We start from the raw sequence: 20,572 nt of genomic DNA on the forward strand, positions 1-20,572 counted from the left end.
TCCTTGAGTTTTGTGGATAACTGATTCACTTCCGTCGGCGACGAAGGGCTCCGATCCCGAAGGCAGCCATCACCGGAAGCGTGGCAGGCGAGGGAACCGCCGTGATGACGCGGATGTGGTCATAGGGGAAGCTCACCCCGAGGGTGAATGAGAGCAAGCGTCCGTCCGGCGAGATCGTGAAGGACTCCTCTCCTGGAGTCGTCCCATCCCCCGTGTCGAACAGGCCACGCCGGTCACGCCCGAACTCCAGCAAGGTATCCAGTCCGAACGCCGAATCGGATTCACCGAGATGGCGCTCGTCCGGCCTGTTCCACGCGATGACGCCGATAATATCGGCATCGAACATCACGCTGCCGCTCACATGGTGAAGATCATTGCCGATGGTGTCGAAGTGAATAAGGTGGCTACTGACCACCGACCCTGCGGGGATCGTCCCGAACTCGAAAGCAAGAGCGGAATCGTACAGACCAGGGGCGGACGCATCAATGGTGATCGGAGCCGCCAGCGTAACACCCTGGGCCTCGTTCCAGACGAACGCGGTGCTGTCGCTTTCCAGCGCGCCCAGGGTGGCATCCGCCGGTCGGGGGATGAGGGTGGCATCCCCGTCTACTCCGATGATGTCTGCCGAGGCGGATGGCGCGGCGGCGGCGAAGACGACAGCCAGCGGCGTCGCCACGATCAGTGAATGTGATGCGGTTCTCATCTCGCGATCTCCAGAGGTGATGCCAGGAGTCTTGCTGGCGTACGCAAGCCAGCTGGCAGACTCCGTGAATGACCGAGAATTCGGGCAAGGATGGACAGATGTCCGACCGTCCCTGTTTTGGGGACACTACAATATACCTGCTTTCCTTTGGTGTGCCAGCGTCTCCCCGGAAAAATTCGAACTCTCTGCCTCCGAAGCAGCCGCTTCAGAACAGCGCGTACCAAGCCCTTGCTCGAAAGCTCCAGAAACGGGCGGACGAACTCGAACTGTCAGTGAGAGGACTCGCCGAGAGGCTGGGGAAACCCCGCACAACGGTCCACAAGACCCTGACCGGCCAGCGCCGCCTTGACCCTATCGAGTTTCTCGACTGGTGCGATGCCCTGGAATGGGACGATCCGCTGGCCGTACTCAAGTCGGTCCGCCGTTGACAGAGCCCCTCGACCGGTGCTACTCCGGAAGGGACAAACCAACGGCCGGGCCGCATCGGCCACTCTCCCGGCCAAAATCCAACCTTGGCGTGGGTTTCCGGATATCCTTGTGGCAGAAAGCAACGGGTGCCCATGACCGAGCCAACCATCGTCTGCCCATCCTGCAAGACAGAGATCAAGCTGACCGAATCACTGGCGGCCCCGCTTATCGAATCCACGCGCAGGCAGTACGAGCAGCAGATCGCCAGCAAAGACGCTGACATCGCAAAACGCGAAGCCACGGTCAAAGCGCAGCAGGCAGCTGTAGCCAAAGCGCAAGAGGAAATCGATGATCAGATTACAGCCAGGCTGAAAACCGAGCGAGCTTCCATCGCAGCGGAGGAGGCAAAGAAGGCTCGGGTCGCCATCGGCTCAGACTTAGAGCAGAAGACAAGAGAGCTGTCTGAACTGAACGATGTTCTCAAGCAACGCGACCAGAAGCTTGCGGAAGCTCAGAAAGCCCAAGCCGAACTGATCCGGAAACAGCGCGAGCTGGACGATGCCAAGCGCGAGATGGAACTGACCATCGAAACACGCGTGCAGGAGTCACTGACTGTCACACGCGAACAGGCCAAGAAGGAGGCCGAAGAGTCCCTTAAGCTGAAGGTTGTCGAGAAGGAACAGACGATAGCTTCCATGCAGAAGCAGATCGAGGAACTCCGGCGCCGAGCAGAACAGGGGTCCCAGCAACTCCAAGGTGAGGTGCAGGAACTCGAACTGGAGTCGATGCTCCGAGAGAAGTTCCCCTTTGATTCCATTGAGCCGGTCCCGAAAGGTGAACACGGTGGGGATGCGATCCATCGTGTCGCAGGCCCGATGGGGCAGCCATGCGGTGCCATCCTCTGGGAATCAAAGCGCACCAAGAACTGGACCGACAGCTGGCTTGCCAAGCTTCGCGAAGACCAGCGCTCCGCTAAAGCAGAGCTCGCCATCATCGTCAGCCAAGCTTTGCCGAAAGATATCGATACCTTCAGCCTGATCGACGGCGTGTGGATCACTTCATACCGCTGCGCATTGCCGGTAGCGATTGCTCTTCGGCACTCACTCATCGAACTCGCCGCATCACGCACCGCGGGCGAAGGCCAGCAGACCAAGATGGAGCTTGTGTATCAGTACCTGACCGGCCCTCGCTTCCGCCATCGCGTGCAGGCCATCGTCGAGAAGTTCAGCGATATGCAGGACGACCTCGACAAGGAACGCAAGACTATGACGCGACTGTGGGCGAAACGCGAAGAGCAGATTCGAGGCGTCATCGAATCGACAGCTGGTATGTACGGCGACCTGCAGGGGATTGCAGGGAAGTCGCTTCAGGAGATAGAAGGTCTTAGTCTTCCGACACTCCTGCCCGCTGGCGACGGAAATGACAAGTAGCGAGAAATCCCTATGCACATTAGTCGATTGGTTGTTCGCAATTTCCGGAATCTCACTTCGATTGATGTTCCGTTGCGTCCTGGCGTCACCTGCATCATCGGGGAGAACAATGCAGGCAAGTCCAATCTTCTGCATGCATTACGGCTTGTTCTGGATGGCGACTTACCCGGCTACGCAAGACAGCTGACGCTCGCCGATGTGACTGATTCTGTGGCGTCAGAACATCCACTTCAGGTAGTCGTTGCCGTCGAGTTCAGTAATTTTGAGGACGATGTAGATGCCTCCGCCTTCGCTGCCTTCTTCAAGGTCGATGAGAATCTCGCACGTCTCACCTACCGATTCCGTCCCAGCCCGATCGCGCGTGCTGCTCTTGAAGCCGAGGAACGCGACGCAGAAGACCTGACCATCGACGACTACCGCTGGGAGATCACTGGTGGCGGAGACGAAGATCCGGCAACAATCGAATGGGACGAGGATTTCGGCCGGAGCATCCGCATCTCCGACCTGAACGATTATTTGGTGGTGTTCCTGCACGCGTTGCGCGATGTAGTCGCGGACCTCAAATCCTCCAGGCAATCTCCGTTGCGCCGGATCATCCGTTCCCTCAAGCTGCCGAGAGACGAACAAGAACGACTGGTAGAGATTCTCTCGGATGCTAACACGGAGATCGCATCCACGGATACTATCAAGCAAATCGGTGATCTGCTTGACGAGCGTCTCTCAACTACCGCAGGCGAAGCATTCAAGCTGTCAATCGGTCTGGGCATGAGCAGCCCATCATTCTCGGCGATCGAACGAGCTCTCACTGTACTTCTCACCAGCGACAGTCATTCACGCTTTGAGCCAGCCCAGAACGGACTAGGACTCAACAATGTCCTGTACGTTGCGCTGCTGCTCCAGTACTTCGAGAGCAGGGTTGATGCAGACGCGTGTGCAGGGGCGGTCATCCTATTGGAAGAGCCCGAAGCTCATCTTCACCCGCAGCTTCAGCGAGTCTTACTTGAAACTCTTGGATCGAATGGAGTTCAAGTCCTTATCACCACTCACAGCACCCACATCACAGCGGCCACTGACATAAACTCATACATCCTTCTGTCGGTAGGCGACGATGGAGACATCAATGCTCATGTTCCGCATGCGGCTGATCACCTCAGCGAGACGGATCGTGCAGACCTGAATCGCTATCTCGATGCGACAAAGTCCACATTGCTGTTCGCACGACGGGTGATCTTGGTTGAGGGACCGGCGGAAATGTTTCTCGTTCCGATGATTGCAAAGCATGTGTGCGACATCGACCTAGATCGGCACGGCGTTGCAGTTGTGCCAATCTTCGGAACTCACTTCGCGCCCTTTGCCAAGCTCTTTGGCCCCGACGGAGTTCGCAAGCGATGCGCCGTCGTTACCGACCGCGATGATGAACCGGCTGAGGAAGGTGAACCTCCGCGAAATCTGGGGGAGCACGAGAACGAGTTCGTGAAGGTCTTCGCGGGCGACACTACGCTTGAACGGGAGTTGGCCATCGACGGGATGACCGAGCCGCTCAGCCTCGCGGCGGTTGAGCTGCGCACGCGAAGGCTGCGACAAGCCTTGGAGGCTGATCCGATCGACTTTGACGCACTGGGAGAGCGCATTCTGAACGCGGCGGAGTATCGCTCGAAGGGGCGTTTCGCACAGGTCCTGTCGAAGCACATGCATGCCGCAACCGATGCACCGGAGTACATCAAGGCCGCCATCGCGTGGGTGACGGAATGAAGCTTACGGGAGCACAGCGTGCAGCCGTAGAAGAGGAAATACGACACGTACTGGTCGTAGCGTGCCCAGGCAGCGGTAAGACACGAACCATTGTGGCGCGCTTACTGCGGGCGATCGAACATGTTCGTGGAACTCCCCGCAGAATAGCGTGCATTACCTATACCAACGCCGCCGCCCACGAAATCGAGGGTCGGCTCAAGTCTCTTGTGAGCGCCGAGGACGCCGATTACTGCGACTTGGGCACGATTCACTCGTTCTGTCTACAGGCGGTACTCCGCCATCATCATCGCCTGCTGGGTGGCTACGAGAGCGGACTCGCCGTGGCCGCGCCCGAGAGCTCCGAGTTTTCCGAAGCCGGGCAACAGGCCATCGCGGATACTATGCGTGGACACGGGAATGTGAACGAGTTTGAGCGGGTTCGCCGCGGTGCCGCAGGCGAGCCACTGATTCCAACGGATGTTGCGCTTACGGACGAGTGCGTGCGGAGGTTCTGGGAATTGCTCGCAGAGAGGCAGTTGGTTGACTTTCCGAGCATCGCCTACCTGACCTACCAACTATTTGAAATGCACCCACATCTTGCCCGCAGTATCTCGTCCCGGTATCGAGAAATCCTTATCGACGAGATGCAGGATACTGACGCTCTGCAGGTTCAGATTCTGCATCGACTGGCAGATGCGCGGCGAAGCCGCTTCTTCCTCGTGGGCGACCCTCTTCAGTCCATAATGGGTTTCGCCGGTGCCCAGCCCGAGCGCATGTTCGAGCTCGCCAGGCACCTCAACGCGCGTACGGACTTTCCCCTTCACGAAAACTGGCGCAGCAGCGCCCGAATCGTGACACTCGGCGAGGCGCTTTGTGAAAGGGACCCATCAATGGTGGCCGTCGGTCCCAATGCCGCTTGCGGATGTCATCCCCGCACCCTGAGCGCCGCTTCCTCTATCGATGCCGTCGTCGGTGGCTTCCTTCCTCTATTGGAGCGCGAGGGCATAGCGGTCACTGATGCGGCAGTTCTTGCGCCGGCTTGGTACATGCTGTTTCCCGTCGCCCGGGAACTTCGACGCCTAGAGGTTCCCGTCTCGGGACCTGGCGCGCGCCCCTACCGACGGGCTAGGCTCTTCTCCGGCCTGATTGAGTATCTCTGTGCATACATTGCTGCGCCCGCGCCTGAGCTCCTTCACCGCGTACAGGTTCAGTTGTTTCACACGATACAACAAACCGAGGGGAAATCGCGCTATGACATCTGGGATCGTTCCGGTCGGCTCGCAGCCATGCGATTGGTTCTCTGCGGTCGCGAGCTCCGTGACCGCAACACCTCGGCAATCGCTTGGTTGCAAGCGGCTGCGCCTGCATTCGTCAAGATCCTCCAAGAGCATGGATTTATCGGCGAGACGGGAGCTGCCGCCATTGAAGGATCTGCCTCCGAGATCATCAGCGACATTCACCGCAGTCGCGATTTCGACCCAGACGACCTGACTGTCGACGACATCGGTGATTTTGCTCATCCCGACGGGAGCCTTCGGTTGCTCACGCTCCATTCCGCGAAGGGCCGGGAGTTCGAGGCTGTGTGCATCATTGAGCTGCAGGACGGCCAGTTCCCGCATGCACGCGGCGACATCGAGGAGTCGCGGCGAGTTCTCTATGTCGGCGTCACACGCCCACGCAAGGTGTTACTGCTGTGTCACCGCGCTGGTCACCGCATCACACGCTTCGCTGCAGAACCCGGCTTTGCAGCAGCCCTTCTGTGACATGTTCGCTCTATCGCCGCAGCATCGGCGCAGGACCGGCGCAGGACCGGCGCTCTCATCCATTAATTCAACGACGCGGTCGTATCCGAGCCCGCTGGCGACTCGCCTCAGACAAGTCTATTAGGGTTGGCTCTCTCTCGGAAGTCCGGGCTGCTCGACACGAGCAGGTGAGTTCACTTCGGTGATCTTTCGGCTCCGTATGGGCTGTCAGCGACTTCACTTGTTTGAGCTTTCCCCGCGGTGCTCCAGCAGCCACCGCTGCGCTTCCCGCCTTCAAGTCTTGCACGCCTCACGCCGGACGCGGCTATCGCCGCCCTGCGGGTTCCGTCCGTCATTCAGCCTGCTCCGCTTTGCGGGACTCTCCAGCGGGCTGTCGGCCTGCGCACCGCTCGCTCCTTTGCCACCCGCGAGTGGCCCCTCGTGCTTGCGAAGGGGCCGCACGTCGCGGGCCCCGGCAAAGGAGCAAACCATGAAAGCCGAACAAGCCAAGAAAGTCGCTGACCAAGCCCTCGAACAACTCGCCGAAGCACTCAAGAGCGGGCGAAGCGAAGAACTCACCCGCTACCTCGCGATGCTCGCGCGGTTCCACAAGTACAGTTTCGGGAATGTCATGCTGATCCTCTCGCAGATGCCCGACGCGACCCATGTCGCCGGCTTCAACACCTGGAAGCAGCTGGGCCGCTTCGTGAAGAAGGGCGAGAAGGGCATCGTCATCATCGCGCCGATGCTGATCCGCAAGCAGGATGAGGACGCCAAAGACAGCGAGCAGCCGCAGTCCGCGCTGCGATTCCGTGGCGTCTACGTCTTCGACGTGTCCCAGACCGACGGCGAGGCGCTTCCCGAGCCGTCCCAAATTAGCGGCGAACCCGGCCATCACCTCTGCCGCCTTCGCGAGATTATCGCCGAGCGCGGCATCACGATCGACAGCGACGACCTGCCCTTCGGGGCCGACGGCGTCTCACGCGGCGGCCGCATCAGCATCCGCCCCGACCTTGAGCCGGCCCACGAGTTCTCCGTCACCGTCCACGAGCTTGCCCACGAATTGCTCCACCGCGGCGACGACCGTCCGACCAGCAAGACCGTCCGCGAGACCGAGGCCGAAGCAGTCGCCTTCGTCATCTGCCAGGCCATCGGCCTTGAAAACGGGACCGCCGCCAGCGACTACATCCAACTCTATAACGGTGAGACGAAGACGCTTGCCGAGTCGCTGGACCGCATCCAGAAGACGGCCACCGACATCATCACGGCCCTCCACGGCGCTCCGGACGAGCAGTCGCAGGCCGCCTGACTCTCACCGCACCCCGGCGGGCATCAGCCGGGGTGCCTTTCTGCTTGTTGGGGCGACCTCACCGCCAAGCGGGGGACACCAGAAGGCGAGCAGCCAAAAGGACTAAGCCACCGGATAAGTGGAGCGGAAGCGTACCACCTCCACATCAAGCCTGGTGCTCTACCCCATCCGAGCAAGTGGCGAACACGCCCGGTTGACATGTCTATCATGATCCGATAGATAGGTGGCGGAGGTCAGGAGGCCCCGCGGATGCTGTACCAACGATCCCTTGACATCGAACGACGCCTGGAGGCGGTGCTTGGCATGATCCGCAAGGGAACCTACTCGACTCCGATGATCGCTAAGGAACTGGGCGTCTCGATCCCAACGGTGTCGCGTGATGTGACTGCCCTTCGCCAGCGAGGATACGACATTCGCGCGGAGAGAGGCGACCAAGGGTGGCGATATCTACTCATCCAGAAAGCCGCTTCCAGTAGCAGACAAGGAACAGGGCCCGCCGGTACATCGGACCGCGATCGTTCGAGAGGGCGCAGGCGATGATCAAAGTCATCGATATTTTTGCCGGCCCGGGTGGTCTCAGTGAAGGGTTCGAAGCTGTAACGGATAAGAAAGGGAAGTCCGTATTCGAGGTGATGCTGTCCATCGAAAAGGATGCACAAGCGCACGCAACTCTGCGACTACGGACATTCTTCCGCCAGTTTCGAGATGGAGCTCCCGATGAATACTATCGCCTGCTTCGGGGTGAGATCAGTCAGGAGGAACTCTTTGCTGCATACCCTCATGAGGCGAGATGTGCAGAGGAACGCTCATGGCATACTGCACTTGGTCAGGATGGTGAAGATCCTGGACAGGTGCGCAAACGCATCAAGGCTTCGCTCGGAATTGATACAAGCTGGGTACTCATTGGCGGTCCACCATGTCAGGCGTATTCGATTGCCGGTCGTTCGCGCAACCAGGGTAATCCCGAGTACGACCCTGCCAAGGACGAACGCCAGCGGCTTTATGTCGAGTACCTGCAGATTCTCGCAGAGCACAGACCTGCCGTGTTCATCATGGAGAATGTCAAGGGTCTGCTCTCGGCTACTCTGAACAACGAGCGTGTATTTCACCGCATTCTGGAAGACCTGCGAGATCCCGCGAGTGCAGTTGCACGCGGAGGCAGGAATGGCAGCCATGTACGGAATGGCGGGTACCGAATCCATTCTCTGGTTGAAGATCATGTATTCGAGAATGGAACATTGCGCGGTGCAGTCATTGAGGCAGAGCGATTTGGAGTTCCGCAGGCGCGGCATCGGGTTATCCTGCTGGGAATCCGCGACGACCTGGTAGGCATCAAACCCCGGATACTCACCCGGCAACGCCCCATATCAGTCACATCGGTCATCGGTTCACTACCCAGACTTCGCAGCGGGATCTCGCCACAGAAGCAGGATTCGAGCAATGCATGGAGATCGCTCCTGCAGTCTCAGGTAGGCAGCCGCTGGGCGAACATCGGCACGCGAAAGGCAGACAGCGAATCCCTGTCGCAGTTCATTTGTGACACCCTGACACAGATCGCACTTCCGAGAGCGAATCGGGGTGGCGAGTTCATCGCCTGCGATGCGAGCACGACATACGCCGACGACTGGTTCTCCGACACTCGCATCGGTGGCGTTTGCAATCACAGCAGCCGCTCGCACATGCAGAAAGATCTCTTCCGGTATTTCTATGCCGCCTGCTACGCCAAGCATCACGGCCGGTCACCGTCACTGAAACACTTCCCAACTGACCTGCTTCCGGATCATGTGAATGTAGGAGATGCAATCACGAATGGAGGTCACTTTTCCGACCGCTTCCGAGTACAGGTGAGTTCTCGCCCAAGTACCACTGTAGTGTCGCATATCAGCAAGGACGGCCACTACTACATTCATCCAGATCCACTCCAATGCAGGAGCCTGACGGTCCGGGAGGCAGCTCGTCTGCAGACATTCCCTGACAACTACTTCTTCTGCGGGAATCGGACTGCCCAGTATGTGCAGGTCGGCAATGCGGTACCGCCTCTGCTAGCCCACCAGATCGGCGAAATCGTCCGTGATGTTCTCAAAGCGGCAGGAGCCAACTTCTGATGGATCGGATCACTTCAGAGCACCGCAGCTGGAACATGTCGCGAATTCGCGGCAAGGACAGCGGTCCTGAGCGAGCCGTCCGGTCATTGCTGCACAGAGAGGGATTCAGGTTCCGTCTGCATCAGCGTTCACTTCCGGGAACTCCCGACATCGTTCTGCCCCGGTACCGCAGTGTTGTGTTTGTTCATGGCTGTTTCTGGCATCGTCACGCCGGATGCCGGTTCGCATATACACCAAAGAGCCGGCAAGCGTTCTGGTCTGAGAAGTTCCGCAGCAATCAGGCCCGTGATGCCCGTGTCGTCTCAGAGCTCGAAGCGGCAGGATGGCGTGTGCTTGTCGTCTGGGAGTGTGAGCTCCGCGATATGGAGCAACTCGCAGCGAGACTTCGGGAATGTCTTATACACCAGGATCGGCGGACCCAAGGGAAGAGGGGGGCCAGGTGAGTCGGACAAGGCGAACCGTTGAAGGGGCTGTTTCACTCGGGGAGAATGTTCCTCCGGATCCTGCGAGCCTGGCAGAGTCGCTGCGCGACTTCGGCTACACATTGCCAACAGCTCTCGCCGATCTACTCGACAACAGTTTGACCGCGGAAGCAACCAACATTCGTAGGCTCCTCGCTGTTTTGTGTGGGTAAGACCGTGAGCTTGGTGACGTAAGTTGTGCGGGGTCTGGCGCTTTTCGATCGGGCGGCGGTCGGAGAGGATGCGGCGGATCAGGCGGCCGCAGCGGCATCCGATGGGGCTCGCCCCAAACCCCGCCAGGGCTCTGCCCCCTGAACCCCGGCTTCTTTCCTCCGGTGAGAAGGAAGCCGCCGGAGAGTTCGCGGCCAGACTGCAAGGAAGCCGAGTGATGCGATCAGATGCAGGAGCTGTTCCGGGTGGCATTGGGGCTGGCCGAGCCGTGGGTCGTCAGCAAGATCGAGTTTTCCGGGGACCGGCAGCAGCTGGAACTCTGGCTGGACTTCCCTTCCGGCAGCCGCTTCGCTTGCCCGGAGTGCGGACGCGCCGGTTGCGGGGCCTACGACAGCACGGAGCGGACCTGGCGGCACCTGAACTTCTTTCAGCACAAGACGCTATTGACGCCCGGCAACCGCGGGTCGAGTGTCCGGACCACGGGGTCAAGACGGTTGAAGTGCCGTGGTCGCGGCCGGGTTCGGGTTTTACGCTGCTGATGGAGGCGTTCATCCTGATGTTGGTGCAGGGCGGCATGACGCCGCGCAGGTGGCCGTTCTGATCGGTGAGCACGACACGCGGGTGTGGCGGGTCTTGCAGCACTATGTCGAGCGGGCCCGCCGCGGCGGACTTCTCGCCGGTGACCGCCATCGGCGTGGACGAGACTTCCCGCGCGCGGCCACAACTACATCAGCGTGTTCATGGATTTGGGCAACGAGCCAAGCCGGGTGCTGTTCGCCACCGAAGGCAAGGATGCCCGGACCGTCGCGGCGTTCAGCGCGACCTGGAGGCTCACGGCGGGCGGGCCGAGCAGATTGAGGAGCCTCCTGGACATGTCGGCGGCGTTCATCAACGGTCTGCGCGAGCAGTTCCCGGAGGCCCAACTGACCTTCGACAACTTCCACCTGATGAAGCTGCTGGGGCTGCGGTCGATCAGGTCCGGCGTGAGGAACAGCGGACACACCCGGAACTCAAGGGCACGCGTTACGTCTGGTTGAAGAACGACTGGAACCGCACCGAGAAGCAGGCCCGCGTCTTTGACGAGTTGCGCCAGCAAGCTGGCGACCGTGCGGGCCACGCACATGAAGAGTGTCTTCCAGGATCTCTTCGCCTGCGACACCGTGGAAGAGGCTGAACCGCTGCTCAAGCAGTGGTACTCTGGCCACCCACAGCCGGATTCCGGCCATGATCAAGGCGGCCAAGACGATCAAGAAGCACTGGGCGGCGTGCTGCGCTGGTTCACTTCGCGAATCAGTAACGGACCGCTGGAGGCGATCAACAGCCTGATCCAGTCGGCCAAGAGAAAAGCCCGCGGCTTCCGCTCGACCCACTACCTGATCACCATGGTCTACCTGATCGCCGGAAAACTCGACTTCAAGCTGCCGGCCATCGCTCAGGTTACCCACACAAAATAGCGAGGAGGCCATTCGTATCCAACTGGAAGCTGCGGGTGATGCTTCTCATATTGCCGTGATCGATGACGGCAAGGGGATGACTGTAGAGCAGTTGCGGGATGCCATGCGGATGGGAACAGGTGGACCGATCTCCGCTCGGCAAGCAGGAGATCTGGGGCGCTTCGGACTCGGCCTCAAGACAGCTTCGCTGTCACAGGGTCGTTGTGTCACTGTGATCACCAAGCCATCGGCTGATTCACCACCGATCATCCGACGCTGGGATCTGCGCCATATTGCATCGAGCGGGTGGCAGTTGCTGACAAATCCTGGGGAGGCAGCAAGCCGTTATGTGGATCATGTTGCTTCGCTTCCACATGGCACCGCTGTGGTGATAGAGGATCTCGACAGGTCCGCGTTCCTGCTCGGTGACCCCGCACGGGCTGTTGAACACCTGGGACGTGCCCTGGAAGCGGTGCGTCTGCATCTGTCCATGGTGTTTCACAGGTTTATCGAAGAAGGCGTGTCGATCACAGTCGGGCAGACCACCCTGAAGGGCTGGAATCCGTTCCTGACGCAGGTGTCAACCAAACTCCCAACTGAGACACTGCGCCTGAATGCGCTGGACATCAATGTTACTCCATATGTGCTGCCACACCACAGCCGGCTTACAGATGATGAACACGACGCCGCTGCCGGGCCCGGCGGCTGGAACTCGCACCAAGGGTTCTTCATCTACCGTTGCAGGCGACTGATCGTGCCGGGGACATGGCTCAATCTGCAGCTTAAAAAGGAGGACCATTTCAAGCTGGCACGAATTCAGGTAGACCTGCCGAACGGGCTGGATGCCGAATGGCATCTGAATGTGATGAAGTCCCATGTAGCGGCACCTGCCGTTCTTCGGGATGACTTCAAGCGCATTGCTCGCGAAGTACGCCATGATGCCGCCGAAGTCTACAGGTACCGCGGTGAACGGCAGGCTCCGACCAAAGCACCGCCGCAGCGTTATGTGTGGAAGCGGGAGGAAACACGGTCCGGAGTGCGTTACCGCGTTGATCGTTCTCACCCGGTTATCCGGGCGCTTCTGCATTCCGGCTGCGATCATGACCGATTGCTGGATCGTGTGCTGGAGCTCGTGGAAGAGTCCATTCCCGTAGCCACCATGCTTCAGGAGCGTTCACGCGCGATTGACGGTTCTGCAGATCCCGCATCCGTAAGCGTGGAGAGCCTGATCGAGCTTGTAATTGCCGCCGAACAGTTTCTGATCCGTGCCGGACGCTCTCCTGTGGCCGCGCGAGACACAGTGCTGGCGGCTGAGCCATTTGTGCGTTTCCGGGAGCCACTCCTGCGAGCGCTACAGAATCCTTCAGCGAGACTGCCAACAAAGGAGAGCAACAATGACCACAGCGCCTGATCCATTTGCAGCAGTGTTCACGAAGGACAATTTTCTTGACCTGATTCTGCGCGGGTTCAGCGGCGCAGAGGAGCCGACAGTCGCACAGGTGGAAAGTGCGGTTGACAGTCTGATGATCGGGCCGTTCGAGCAATTGCGCACTGAGCGTGCAGCGATCATCGAAGATGCTCTTCGCCGGGTCCGGGTGCGAATCGGCGCGGCTTCGACGCTCGACGATGACAGTGGCCACGAAGACTGGCTTCCCCAGCTCGATCGTACAGGCTGGCGTCTGTGGCCTCGCCTGTCAGAGTATCTGAGACTCGAATCGCATCTCGCCCCTTCCGTTTTGAGAGAACTCGATCGTTCAACCGATCAGACGCTTGAACGGCTGGAGTCTCCGCTTCGTGACGGCCCCTGGGATCGTCGCGGCCTGGTGGTCGGCCATGTCCAGTCGGGCAAGACAACACACTACACATCGGTGATCGCCAAGGCACTCGATGCCGGCTACCAGATCGTCATTGTCCTCGCTGGCATTCACAAGAGCCTTCGCAGTCAGACGCATGAGCGGCTTGACAAGGATCTGATCGGAATCGATAGCGCCGCACTGCTGGAGGCGGCGCGGCGTGGAGAGGGACCTCCGGAAGGTGCAGCTGTCATCGGAGTGGGCCGGTTTGACCTTGAGCGTGGCCACGCCGACCTTCCGTTCACTATCCTGACTTGCACAACATCAGCGGATAATGGCGACTTCAGAACGACAATCGCCAGGCAGATCGGCTTTCGTGTGAGCCCGGGCACCCGACTGGTCATTGTGGTCAAGAAGAACAGGGGCATCCTCACCAATCTGCGAGACTGGCTGCGGGCACAGAACGCCGGCCCGGGCGAAACCGCCCGAATCCACGCACCAGCTCTGGTTATTGATGACGAGGCAGACCATGCCTCCATCAACACGAACGACCCCGAGGAAGATCCGACGACCATCAACCGGCTCATCCGTGAGTTGCTGTTGTCGTTCGACCGGGTGGGATTTGTCGGCTATACCGCCACACCATTTGCGAATATTTTCATCCCGTCGGGCCCACCCGATGGTGCATACGGCGATGATCTGTTCCCCAGGTCATTTGTCGTCAATCTCAAGGCACCATCTGATTATATCGGGCCATCGTTCGTATTCGGGCATCCCGGCGACGAATCCGTCGGATTGCCTGCACAGCTTCCGCTGCCGATGCATGTGCCTGTCAATGACTCTGCCCCTTGGCTTCCCGATGGTCACAAGAACGGTCATGTCCCAGGCCCGCTGCCGGCGACACTGTGCGAAGCGATCCGGCTGTTTGTGCTCGTCTGTGCGGCTCGCACCGTTCGGGGGCAGAACGCCGAGCACAGTACGATGCTCGTCCATGCAACACGCTTCGTCAATGTTCAGGACCGAGTCGCTCAGCAGATCGAAGAGGAGGTGAACACGCTCCGTAATGTAGTGACTCTGGGAGCGACGGCCAATGTAGAAGAAATGCGAGCCGTGTTCCGCGATATCTGGGAACGACGGGAGGGTCGTCACCACGACGCGTTCAGTACGGCACTCGGCGACAGATGCCAGCCTCTTCCGGATTTTGATGCGGTGTGGGAGCAGGTCCCGGATGCCCTGAATCGCATTCAGATCATGAAGGTGAACGGAAGCTCCACGGATGCTCTTGCATACTCGCGCACCCCTGAGGGCCTCTGGGTGATTGCCATAGGTGGGGACAAGCTGAGCCGGGGCCTCACTCTTGCGGGACTGTCCGTCAGCTACTTTCTCCGTACCTCGAAGATGTTCGACACACTCATGCAGATGGGCCGCTGGTTCGGCTATCGACCAGGCTATGCCGACCTGTGCAGGGTCTATACAACGGACTCACTCCATGTTGCCTTCCGCGAGATCGCTCTTGCAATGGACGATCTGCGCGCCGAGCTTGATCGGATGGCAGAAGCCAGAAAGACACCCGAAGAATTCGGTCTGCGGGTCCGGACACCGTCCGATGGGCTTCTGATCACGGCGGCTAACAAGATCCGCGATGGAGAAAAGGTCTTTGTCCGGTTCGCTGGCGAACTCGTGCAGGCGCTTGAGATCCAGAGAGTTGGCCCGCAGGGTGATGCCAACAGGGAGGCGGTACGAACCCTCATAGAGCGAGTCGGCCCGGGTTTCACAAGATCAGTGCGAGGAAGGAACTCGTCACACTTCCTCTGGAGCGATGTGCCGGTGGCCACGGTACTTGAGTTCCTCGAGAAGTACGAGGCTATTTCAACACCCAGCTTCTTCGGACGATGCGATGCCCTCCGTCGCTACATCCGGGAACGAGCCACACAGGGTGAGCTGCACAGCTGGACGGTTGCAGTCATTTCACGGGGCAACAGCCCCGCAGGGGAAGTGACGATTGCCGGAGTTGAGTTTCCGCGGGTCATCCGCGGCCCGAAGGATGCACCCATTCCTTCAGATCGGTTTGCCACTCAGGCGGTCGTAGGCTCTGCGGACGAAGCAGCTGATCTGACGCAGGAGGAGTATGCACAGGCTCTCGCTCTGTCACCATCGCCGCGTAACAAACCTGATGAGCGGCCGACTTCTCCTGCACGGGAAAAAGTTCGAGAAGTCCGGGGTTCATCGGGACGCGGATATCTGATGCTCTATCTCATCAAGGATCCCAACCCAGACAATCCGGTGGAGTTCATTCCCTCGGCGGCCATCAGCTTCCCTGAGTCGGCAACTGCTCAGCCACTGGCTTACACCGTCAATGAAACATGGCGACGGGAGTACGGACTGTTTGATCTGGAGGATGGCGATGCCGACGCTACTTGATGACTGGCAGCGAATGCGTCTCAGTACAGTTCCTGCGAGCGATCCAGGCTACGCGCTTGAGCTGCGGGTATCCCGACCCGGGATTCGCGTCTTCCTTGCGCTACAGCAGCCGGGCCAGAACCCGGCGCTGGTCGTAGAACTGCCCGCAGCCATCCGGCCTCGGGCTCTTTCCAGCTTTTCGACGAGGGCGTTCGAGGTCGTGCTTGCCGCCTTTCCGGGTCTCCCGGATGGACACATCGGTATTGCGATCAACCTCATGGATACAAGCTTCGATGATCTGTTCGCCATGCTGGCCGATGAGATTCTTGCGGCGGTATCGGATTCATCGAGCCCCGATCAGGCTGTGCAGGCAATCAACCGCTGCATCGCAAGGTGGCGTCGTTTCGTCGATTCGGGTCGCAGATCGCTTACGGACGAAGAAGTGCGCGGTCTGATCGGAGAACTTGCAGTCCTGGGACGCCTTTCGCGAAGAATCGGGTTCCTGAACGCTCTGGCCGCCTGGCGTGCTCCGCTGGACTCGATCCGTGACTTCGAGCTCGACAACAGCTCGTTGGAAGTGAAAACCTATCAGGTACAGGCTGGTCCCTCCCTGCGGATCAATGACCCGGCCCAGCTTGAACCGAGTCCGGAGAGACCGCTTCATCTGTGTGCGGTTCGGCTGGCCCCGACCGATGCCGGGCGGACACTTCCTGAAGTGATTCGGTTGATCTGCGATACCTATTCATCTCAGCAGAGTGGCATCACCCAACTGGAAGACCTGCTCGCCTCCTACGGCTATCTTGCATCTCAAGCCCGGACATACACAGACCGCTTCTCGATCGGCCCTGTCCATGTCTTCGCGGTAGATGAGGGCTTTCCACGCATCCGCCCGCTGGCCGTTCCGGCGGGCGTGGAGGATGTTCGCTTTGCCATTCCGATCGGCGCACTCGCCCGCTACGAGGTTTCCGCAGATGAAGTACTCGGGCCGCCGGCGAGCACACTGGAGGCCGTAAGCTGATGTCCACTCCCGAGCGGTTCCTGAACACACTGCTGTCTGATGCCTTCGATCACGCGCACGATCCGGAGCATGGCGGGCTGCGACTCTCCGCATTGCTTGCCACCATTCTGAATTACTTGGAGGATGCGGGCGTGGTCAGCGATCCGAGATCATCCTACCTGTTCCAGGAAGGATCGAATTTTGCAGCTGAATGCCACGCTTACGCCTGCGATACCGAAGATGATATTCTCTCGCTGTTCTACTGCGTTGACGCCACTGAATCCATTCCGCTCGGCGACGATGCCGAGGTCACATCGGTCGGCAAGGAGGCGTTGGACAGGGGTTTCCGCCGCCTCGAATCAGTTGTGAAGCGCGCAAGAGAGGGTAAGCTCGACACCCTCGAGCCATCTCAGGCCGCCAGTGAGCTGGTTGAGCTTATCAAGGAATGCGAAGCCGCCGGGCGTCAGATCGAACTGCATGTGATTGCAACGGGGACAGTATCGGATCGTGCCGCATTCTCGGAGAGCAAGGACAGCTACCGGCGGGAGGTATGGGATGTGGTGCGCCTCGCTCGAACCTGCGGTGCAGGAAGCGGGGAGACGGTTTCGATCAACTTCTTGGAGGAGTATGGCCAGTCCCTGCCGTGCCTCCTGACCAAAGAGGGCGCAGACGGGATCCGTGTGCTGCTCACCTGCATACATGCTCCCGTTCTTGCGGGCATCTACAACACGTATCGTGCGCGACTCCTTGAACGCAATGTCCGCTCGTTCCTGCAGTTCACCGGAAAGGTCAACAAGGGAATACGGACGACGCTGCTCAATGAGCCACATCGATTTCTTGCCTACAACAACGGCCTGTCTGCTACTGCGGCCCGTGTTGATCTTGATGGCACCAGCAGTGACCTGGCCCGGATTACTGCCGTACACGAGTTCCAGATTGTGAACGGCGGACAGACAACGGCCTCCGTCGCCGCTTGTGTGCGCAAGGGAGAGGCCGATCTGTCGGATGTCTTCGTCCCCATGAAGCTGACCATCGTTCCGTCGGAGCGTGTGGCTGAGCTCGTCCCGCGAATCTCGCAGTACGCGAATACCCAGAACCGCATTCAGGAAGCTGATTTCCACGCGAATCATCCCTGGCATATAGAACTGCAGAAGCTTTCGCGGACCACCTGGCTCGCACCCACAGCCGAGTCCCCTCGCGGAACCCGCTGGTTCTACGAACGCTCCCGAGGCCAGTATGCGGATGAGCTGGCAGCGACAGGTACACCGGCAGGCCGCAGAAAGTTCCGCGTCGAGAACCCGTCAAAGCAGAAGATCGCCAAGACTGACGTTGCGAAGTTCGTTCTCAGTTGGGATCAGGAACCGGCTCTGGTGAGCCGCGGTGCCCAGAAGTGCTTCGTTGAATTCATGAGCAGGCTTAGCCGGGAGTCTCGTCCCGTACCGGATCTGACCGAGTTCAAACGGGTTGTGTCGCTTGCAATCCTGTTCCGGACTGCCGAGACGCTGTATGGCGAACTCGACTACAAGGGGTATCGTGCTCAGGTGGTCACATACGCCGTGGCGCTTCTGTCGCAGCGATCGCAGCGCCGGCTCCCGTGGACCGACATCTGGGAACTCCAAGGCGTTCCAGACGAGCTGTTGCCAGCCCTTAAGACGCTGCTCGTGGCAGTTCGTGAGGCTGTTACGAACCCGCCTGCTAACCGGAACATCACCGAGTGGTGCAAGCGGCCCGAGTGCTGGTCACAGCTTCTAAATCTCAATGTGGATCTGACTCTGCCTTCCGGTCTTGAAGCAGCCCCGCAAAGCGGAGCAGTGCCGACTGATGCACTCTCGCCAGCTGAACGCCTTGTCGTGGGAGTGGTAGCTGAAGTTCCAGCAGATGTCTGGTTTGCAGTGGCGAAGTGGGCCAAGGACACCGACACATTGCTCGGATGGCAGCGGGGCCTGGCGTATTCTCTAGGTACATTGCCCGGCCGCAACAGAAAGCCGTCGATCAAGCAGGCCACTCAGGGGCGCAAGGTGCTCATGGAGGCAAGGCGACTGGGATTCGGACATGAGCAATTGACTCCCGCATTGCTTGAACAGCTCGCTCAGCAGAATGGTGAAAATGAGGCACGAGCGTCATGATGCGCAGGTCACCAAAAATGTGGCTCGTGGGCTACTTTCTGTCGAGGTTCGGCGTACAGACAGGTGATGGAACCCCGTCTCCGCCTTCACAACTGCAGGTACTGGAGTGGAACCGTGCATATGCGATGTTTTACCGCAAGTTGGGCGAGGGGCGAACACTGTCGAGCTTCGCAAACAGCCTGAAGAATGCGCGAGACACCTTTGACGGACATGTCCAATCCGGCCGCGTGGGATGGCGTCGCGATGCTGCGGATCGAGAACCGGCCGAGCTTCCGAGTGCTGCAGCACAGGTGTTGCGGGCATGGGATCGACACACAGAGCAGGAACTGTGGGCAGCGGTAGCGGAGTTCGTGGATGCTGGCGTAGCGTCCGTATCCAACGAAGTACTCTCTGATCTCTTCGCTGAGACCGATCCGGAGTCCCGTGAGGTCAGTGTGCGTACGGAGGGTGGACGACGGGCCATTGTCACGAACAGAATCGAGCGTGATCCATCGCTCCGGCATGCCGCTCTGTGTATCCATGGGTACCGGTGTCAGGTCTGTGATTTCAGTTTTGAGGAGACATATGGCGCTTGGGGGCGAGGATTCGCAATCGTCCACCATCTGCGCATGCTGGCAGACGACGCAGGCGAGGAGCGGGAGACTGACCCACGGACCGATCTGGCTGTCCTCTGCGCCAACTGCCACTGCATGGTGCATCGACGCCGGAGCGTCGTCCTGACCCTTGACGAAGTCGCAGCCAAACTTGCCAAAGCTCGTCTAGGCAAGAATTCTATCAGTTAAGACCAATCAGAGCGCAGTGTACAATCCGCTACTCTTGACTGTTCGCAATGTGGTACACGCTGGTGCTAAACTGGGACACAAGATCCGGTAAAAACTGGTAAGCGGCTGGCAGGGGCCACAAAACTGAAGGAGTAAAAGATAGTGGAAGGCAGCATTCCAACGCTAGAAGATGCGATTCGACAGCAGAACGAAGCGCTAGAGAGACTCCTCCAAGCAGCGACCCCTGCAATCGGCTTGGCGGGACAGCCCATGCCACCAGTCAACGATCGTCAAGTTCGTGTAACACGCGTTCCCCAGATGGACTTCGAGCGCATAGTTGGAGGGACCGCTGATGGAACGGTTATGCGGGATCAGGACACATATGTGATTTTCCTGAGTAACCCTCCTCGTGCTGCCCCATTCGGCCTCGACGGGGAAGAGGTCGAACGCTACTACGCATGGCACGAGCATGAGCATATTAGCCGCGGTGATGTCTTTCACGATTATCCTGAAACGGTGTATGACCGCTTGATTTCGGGCCAGATGCTAGCGGCGGAATCGGAGGTCACACTTGCGGGTGCGCGACGCTACGCAGTGGAAGCTCGTACTCGTGGGGCGGTGGCGGAAGCGGATGCCATCGTAGACTTCTTTCGGCTTTGACCAAAGGCTGCGGTGCTGATGGGTCACCCCTACGGTAAAGCCGATTCCTCTAACTGCTCCCAGAAATCTACACGAATGGACTTTTGGATCAGCCCTCAGTCATCACCAGCCCCATGCGGGCAGAGCATGGCAGCCATCTACTCCGAATCGACGAGGGACTTGCGGGGCTGCCGACCTTTTCGTGGATGGCTGACTTTTCACGGTTTCACGGCAACCAAATGTCGGATTGCAGGCTCCCAGGCCCGAATTGCCCCTACAAAGAGTTCAACTGGCGTTTCGCTGGCTCCAGTTCCCCGACTAGGCCCCGCCGGCCGTCCCCCGGTGGGGCCTTTTCGTGCGCTC

General features: G+C 59.4%; 14 protein-coding genes and 1 pseudogene. 14 read left to right on the forward strand and 1 reads right to left on the reverse strand.

All coding sequences use genetic code 11. From position 1 onward, the window contains the following. Positions 1 to 25: 25 nt before the first annotated feature. Positions 26 to 703: a hypothetical protein gene (locus tag IPM18_01055; GenBank protein ID MBK9118181.1), complete on the reverse strand. Its 678-nt coding sequence runs from the start codon at positions 701 to 703 to the stop codon at positions 26 to 28. A gap of 560 nt (positions 704 to 1,263) precedes the next feature. Between IPM18_01055 and IPM18_01060 the strand changes: the two genes are divergently transcribed. The 14 genes and pseudogenes from IPM18_01060 to IPM18_01125 all read left to right on the forward strand — a co-directional run bounded on the left by IPM18_01060 (position 1,264) and on the right by IPM18_01125 (position 20,230). Continuing rightward, positions 1,264 to 2,541: a DUF2130 domain-containing protein gene (locus IPM18_01060; GenBank protein ID MBK9118182.1), complete on the forward strand. Its 1,278-nt coding sequence runs from the start codon at positions 1,264 to 1,266 to the stop codon at positions 2,539 to 2,541. 12 nt (positions 2,542 to 2,553) lie between these two features. Next, complete coding sequence (locus IPM18_01065; GenBank protein ID MBK9118183.1) at positions 2,554 to 4,293, forward strand: AAA family ATPase; 1,740 nt, start codon at positions 2,554 to 2,556, stop codon at positions 4,291 to 4,293. After that, positions 4,278 to 6,035 carry an ATP-dependent helicase gene (locus IPM18_01070; protein ID MBK9118184.1) on the forward strand — a complete coding sequence of 586 codons (1,758 nt, stop codon included), beginning with the start codon at positions 4,278 to 4,280 and terminating at the stop codon, positions 6,033 to 6,035. The genes IPM18_01065 and IPM18_01070 overlap by 16 nt, the downstream gene beginning before the upstream one ends. A 469-nt stretch (positions 6,036 to 6,504) precedes the next feature. After that, complete coding sequence (locus IPM18_01075; GenBank protein ID MBK9118185.1) at positions 6,505 to 7,323, forward strand: DUF1738 domain-containing protein; 819 nt, start codon at positions 6,505 to 6,507, stop codon at positions 7,321 to 7,323. Between the two features lie 249 nt (positions 7,324 to 7,572). Next, positions 7,573 to 7,863, forward strand: a complete 291-nt coding sequence (locus IPM18_01080; GenBank protein ID MBK9118186.1) for an HTH domain-containing protein — start codon at positions 7,573 to 7,575, stop codon at positions 7,861 to 7,863. After that, positions 7,860 to 9,428 (forward strand): DNA cytosine methyltransferase, encoded by a 1,569-nt coding sequence (locus IPM18_01085; GenBank protein MBK9118187.1) that lies wholly within the window; start codon positions 7,860 to 7,862, stop codon positions 9,426 to 9,428. Before IPM18_01080 ends, IPM18_01085 begins: the two co-directional genes overlap by 4 nt. Continuing rightward, positions 9,428 to 9,871 carry a DNA mismatch endonuclease Vsr gene (vsr, locus tag IPM18_01090; protein ID MBK9118188.1) on the forward strand — a complete coding sequence of 148 codons (444 nt, stop codon included), beginning with the start codon at positions 9,428 to 9,430 and terminating at the stop codon, positions 9,869 to 9,871. The genes IPM18_01085 and vsr overlap by 1 nt, the downstream gene beginning before the upstream one ends. Before the next feature lie 416 nt (positions 9,872 to 10,287). Further along, positions 10,288 to 11,514: pseudogene (locus IPM18_01095) on the forward strand (ISL3 family transposase). A 10-nt stretch (positions 11,515 to 11,524) separates the two neighbouring features. Further along, positions 11,525 to 12,904, forward strand: coding sequence for an ATP-binding protein (locus tag IPM18_01100; GenBank protein ID MBK9118189.1), 1,380 nt, complete (start codon positions 11,525 to 11,527; stop codon positions 12,902 to 12,904). After that, positions 12,888 to 15,707 carry a Z1 domain-containing protein gene (locus IPM18_01105; GenBank protein ID MBK9118190.1) on the forward strand — a complete coding sequence of 940 codons (2,820 nt, stop codon included), beginning with the start codon at positions 12,888 to 12,890 and terminating at the stop codon, positions 15,705 to 15,707. Before IPM18_01100 ends, IPM18_01105 begins: the two co-directional genes overlap by 17 nt. Beyond that, a complete protein-coding gene (locus IPM18_01110) occupies positions 15,643 to 16,704 on the forward strand; it encodes a PD-(D/E)XK motif protein (GenBank protein ID MBK9118191.1) in 1,062 nt (353 codons plus the stop codon). Before IPM18_01105 ends, IPM18_01110 begins: the two co-directional genes overlap by 65 nt. Beyond that, positions 16,704 to 18,809 carry an AIPR family protein gene (locus IPM18_01115; GenBank protein ID MBK9118192.1) on the forward strand — a complete coding sequence of 702 codons (2,106 nt, stop codon included), beginning with the start codon at positions 16,704 to 16,706 and terminating at the stop codon, positions 18,807 to 18,809. The genes IPM18_01110 and IPM18_01115 overlap by 1 nt, the downstream gene beginning before the upstream one ends. A 290-nt stretch (positions 18,810 to 19,099) precedes the next feature. Then, entirely contained in the window at positions 19,100 to 19,591 is a 492-nt protein-coding gene (locus IPM18_01120) for an HNH endonuclease (GenBank protein MBK9118193.1), read from the forward strand. A 141-nt stretch (positions 19,592 to 19,732) separates the two neighbouring features. Beyond that, the gene (locus tag IPM18_01125; protein ID MBK9118194.1) at positions 19,733 to 20,230 is read left to right on the forward strand and encodes a hypothetical protein; all 498 of its coding nucleotides are present in this window, start codon (positions 19,733 to 19,735) and stop codon (positions 20,228 to 20,230) included. The last annotated feature ends 342 nt before the right edge of the window (positions 20,231 to 20,572 follow it).

This window comes from Phycisphaerales bacterium (assembly GCA_016716475.1).
Taxonomy (GTDB): Bacteria; Planctomycetota; Phycisphaerae; order UBA1845; family Fen-1342; genus JADJWG01.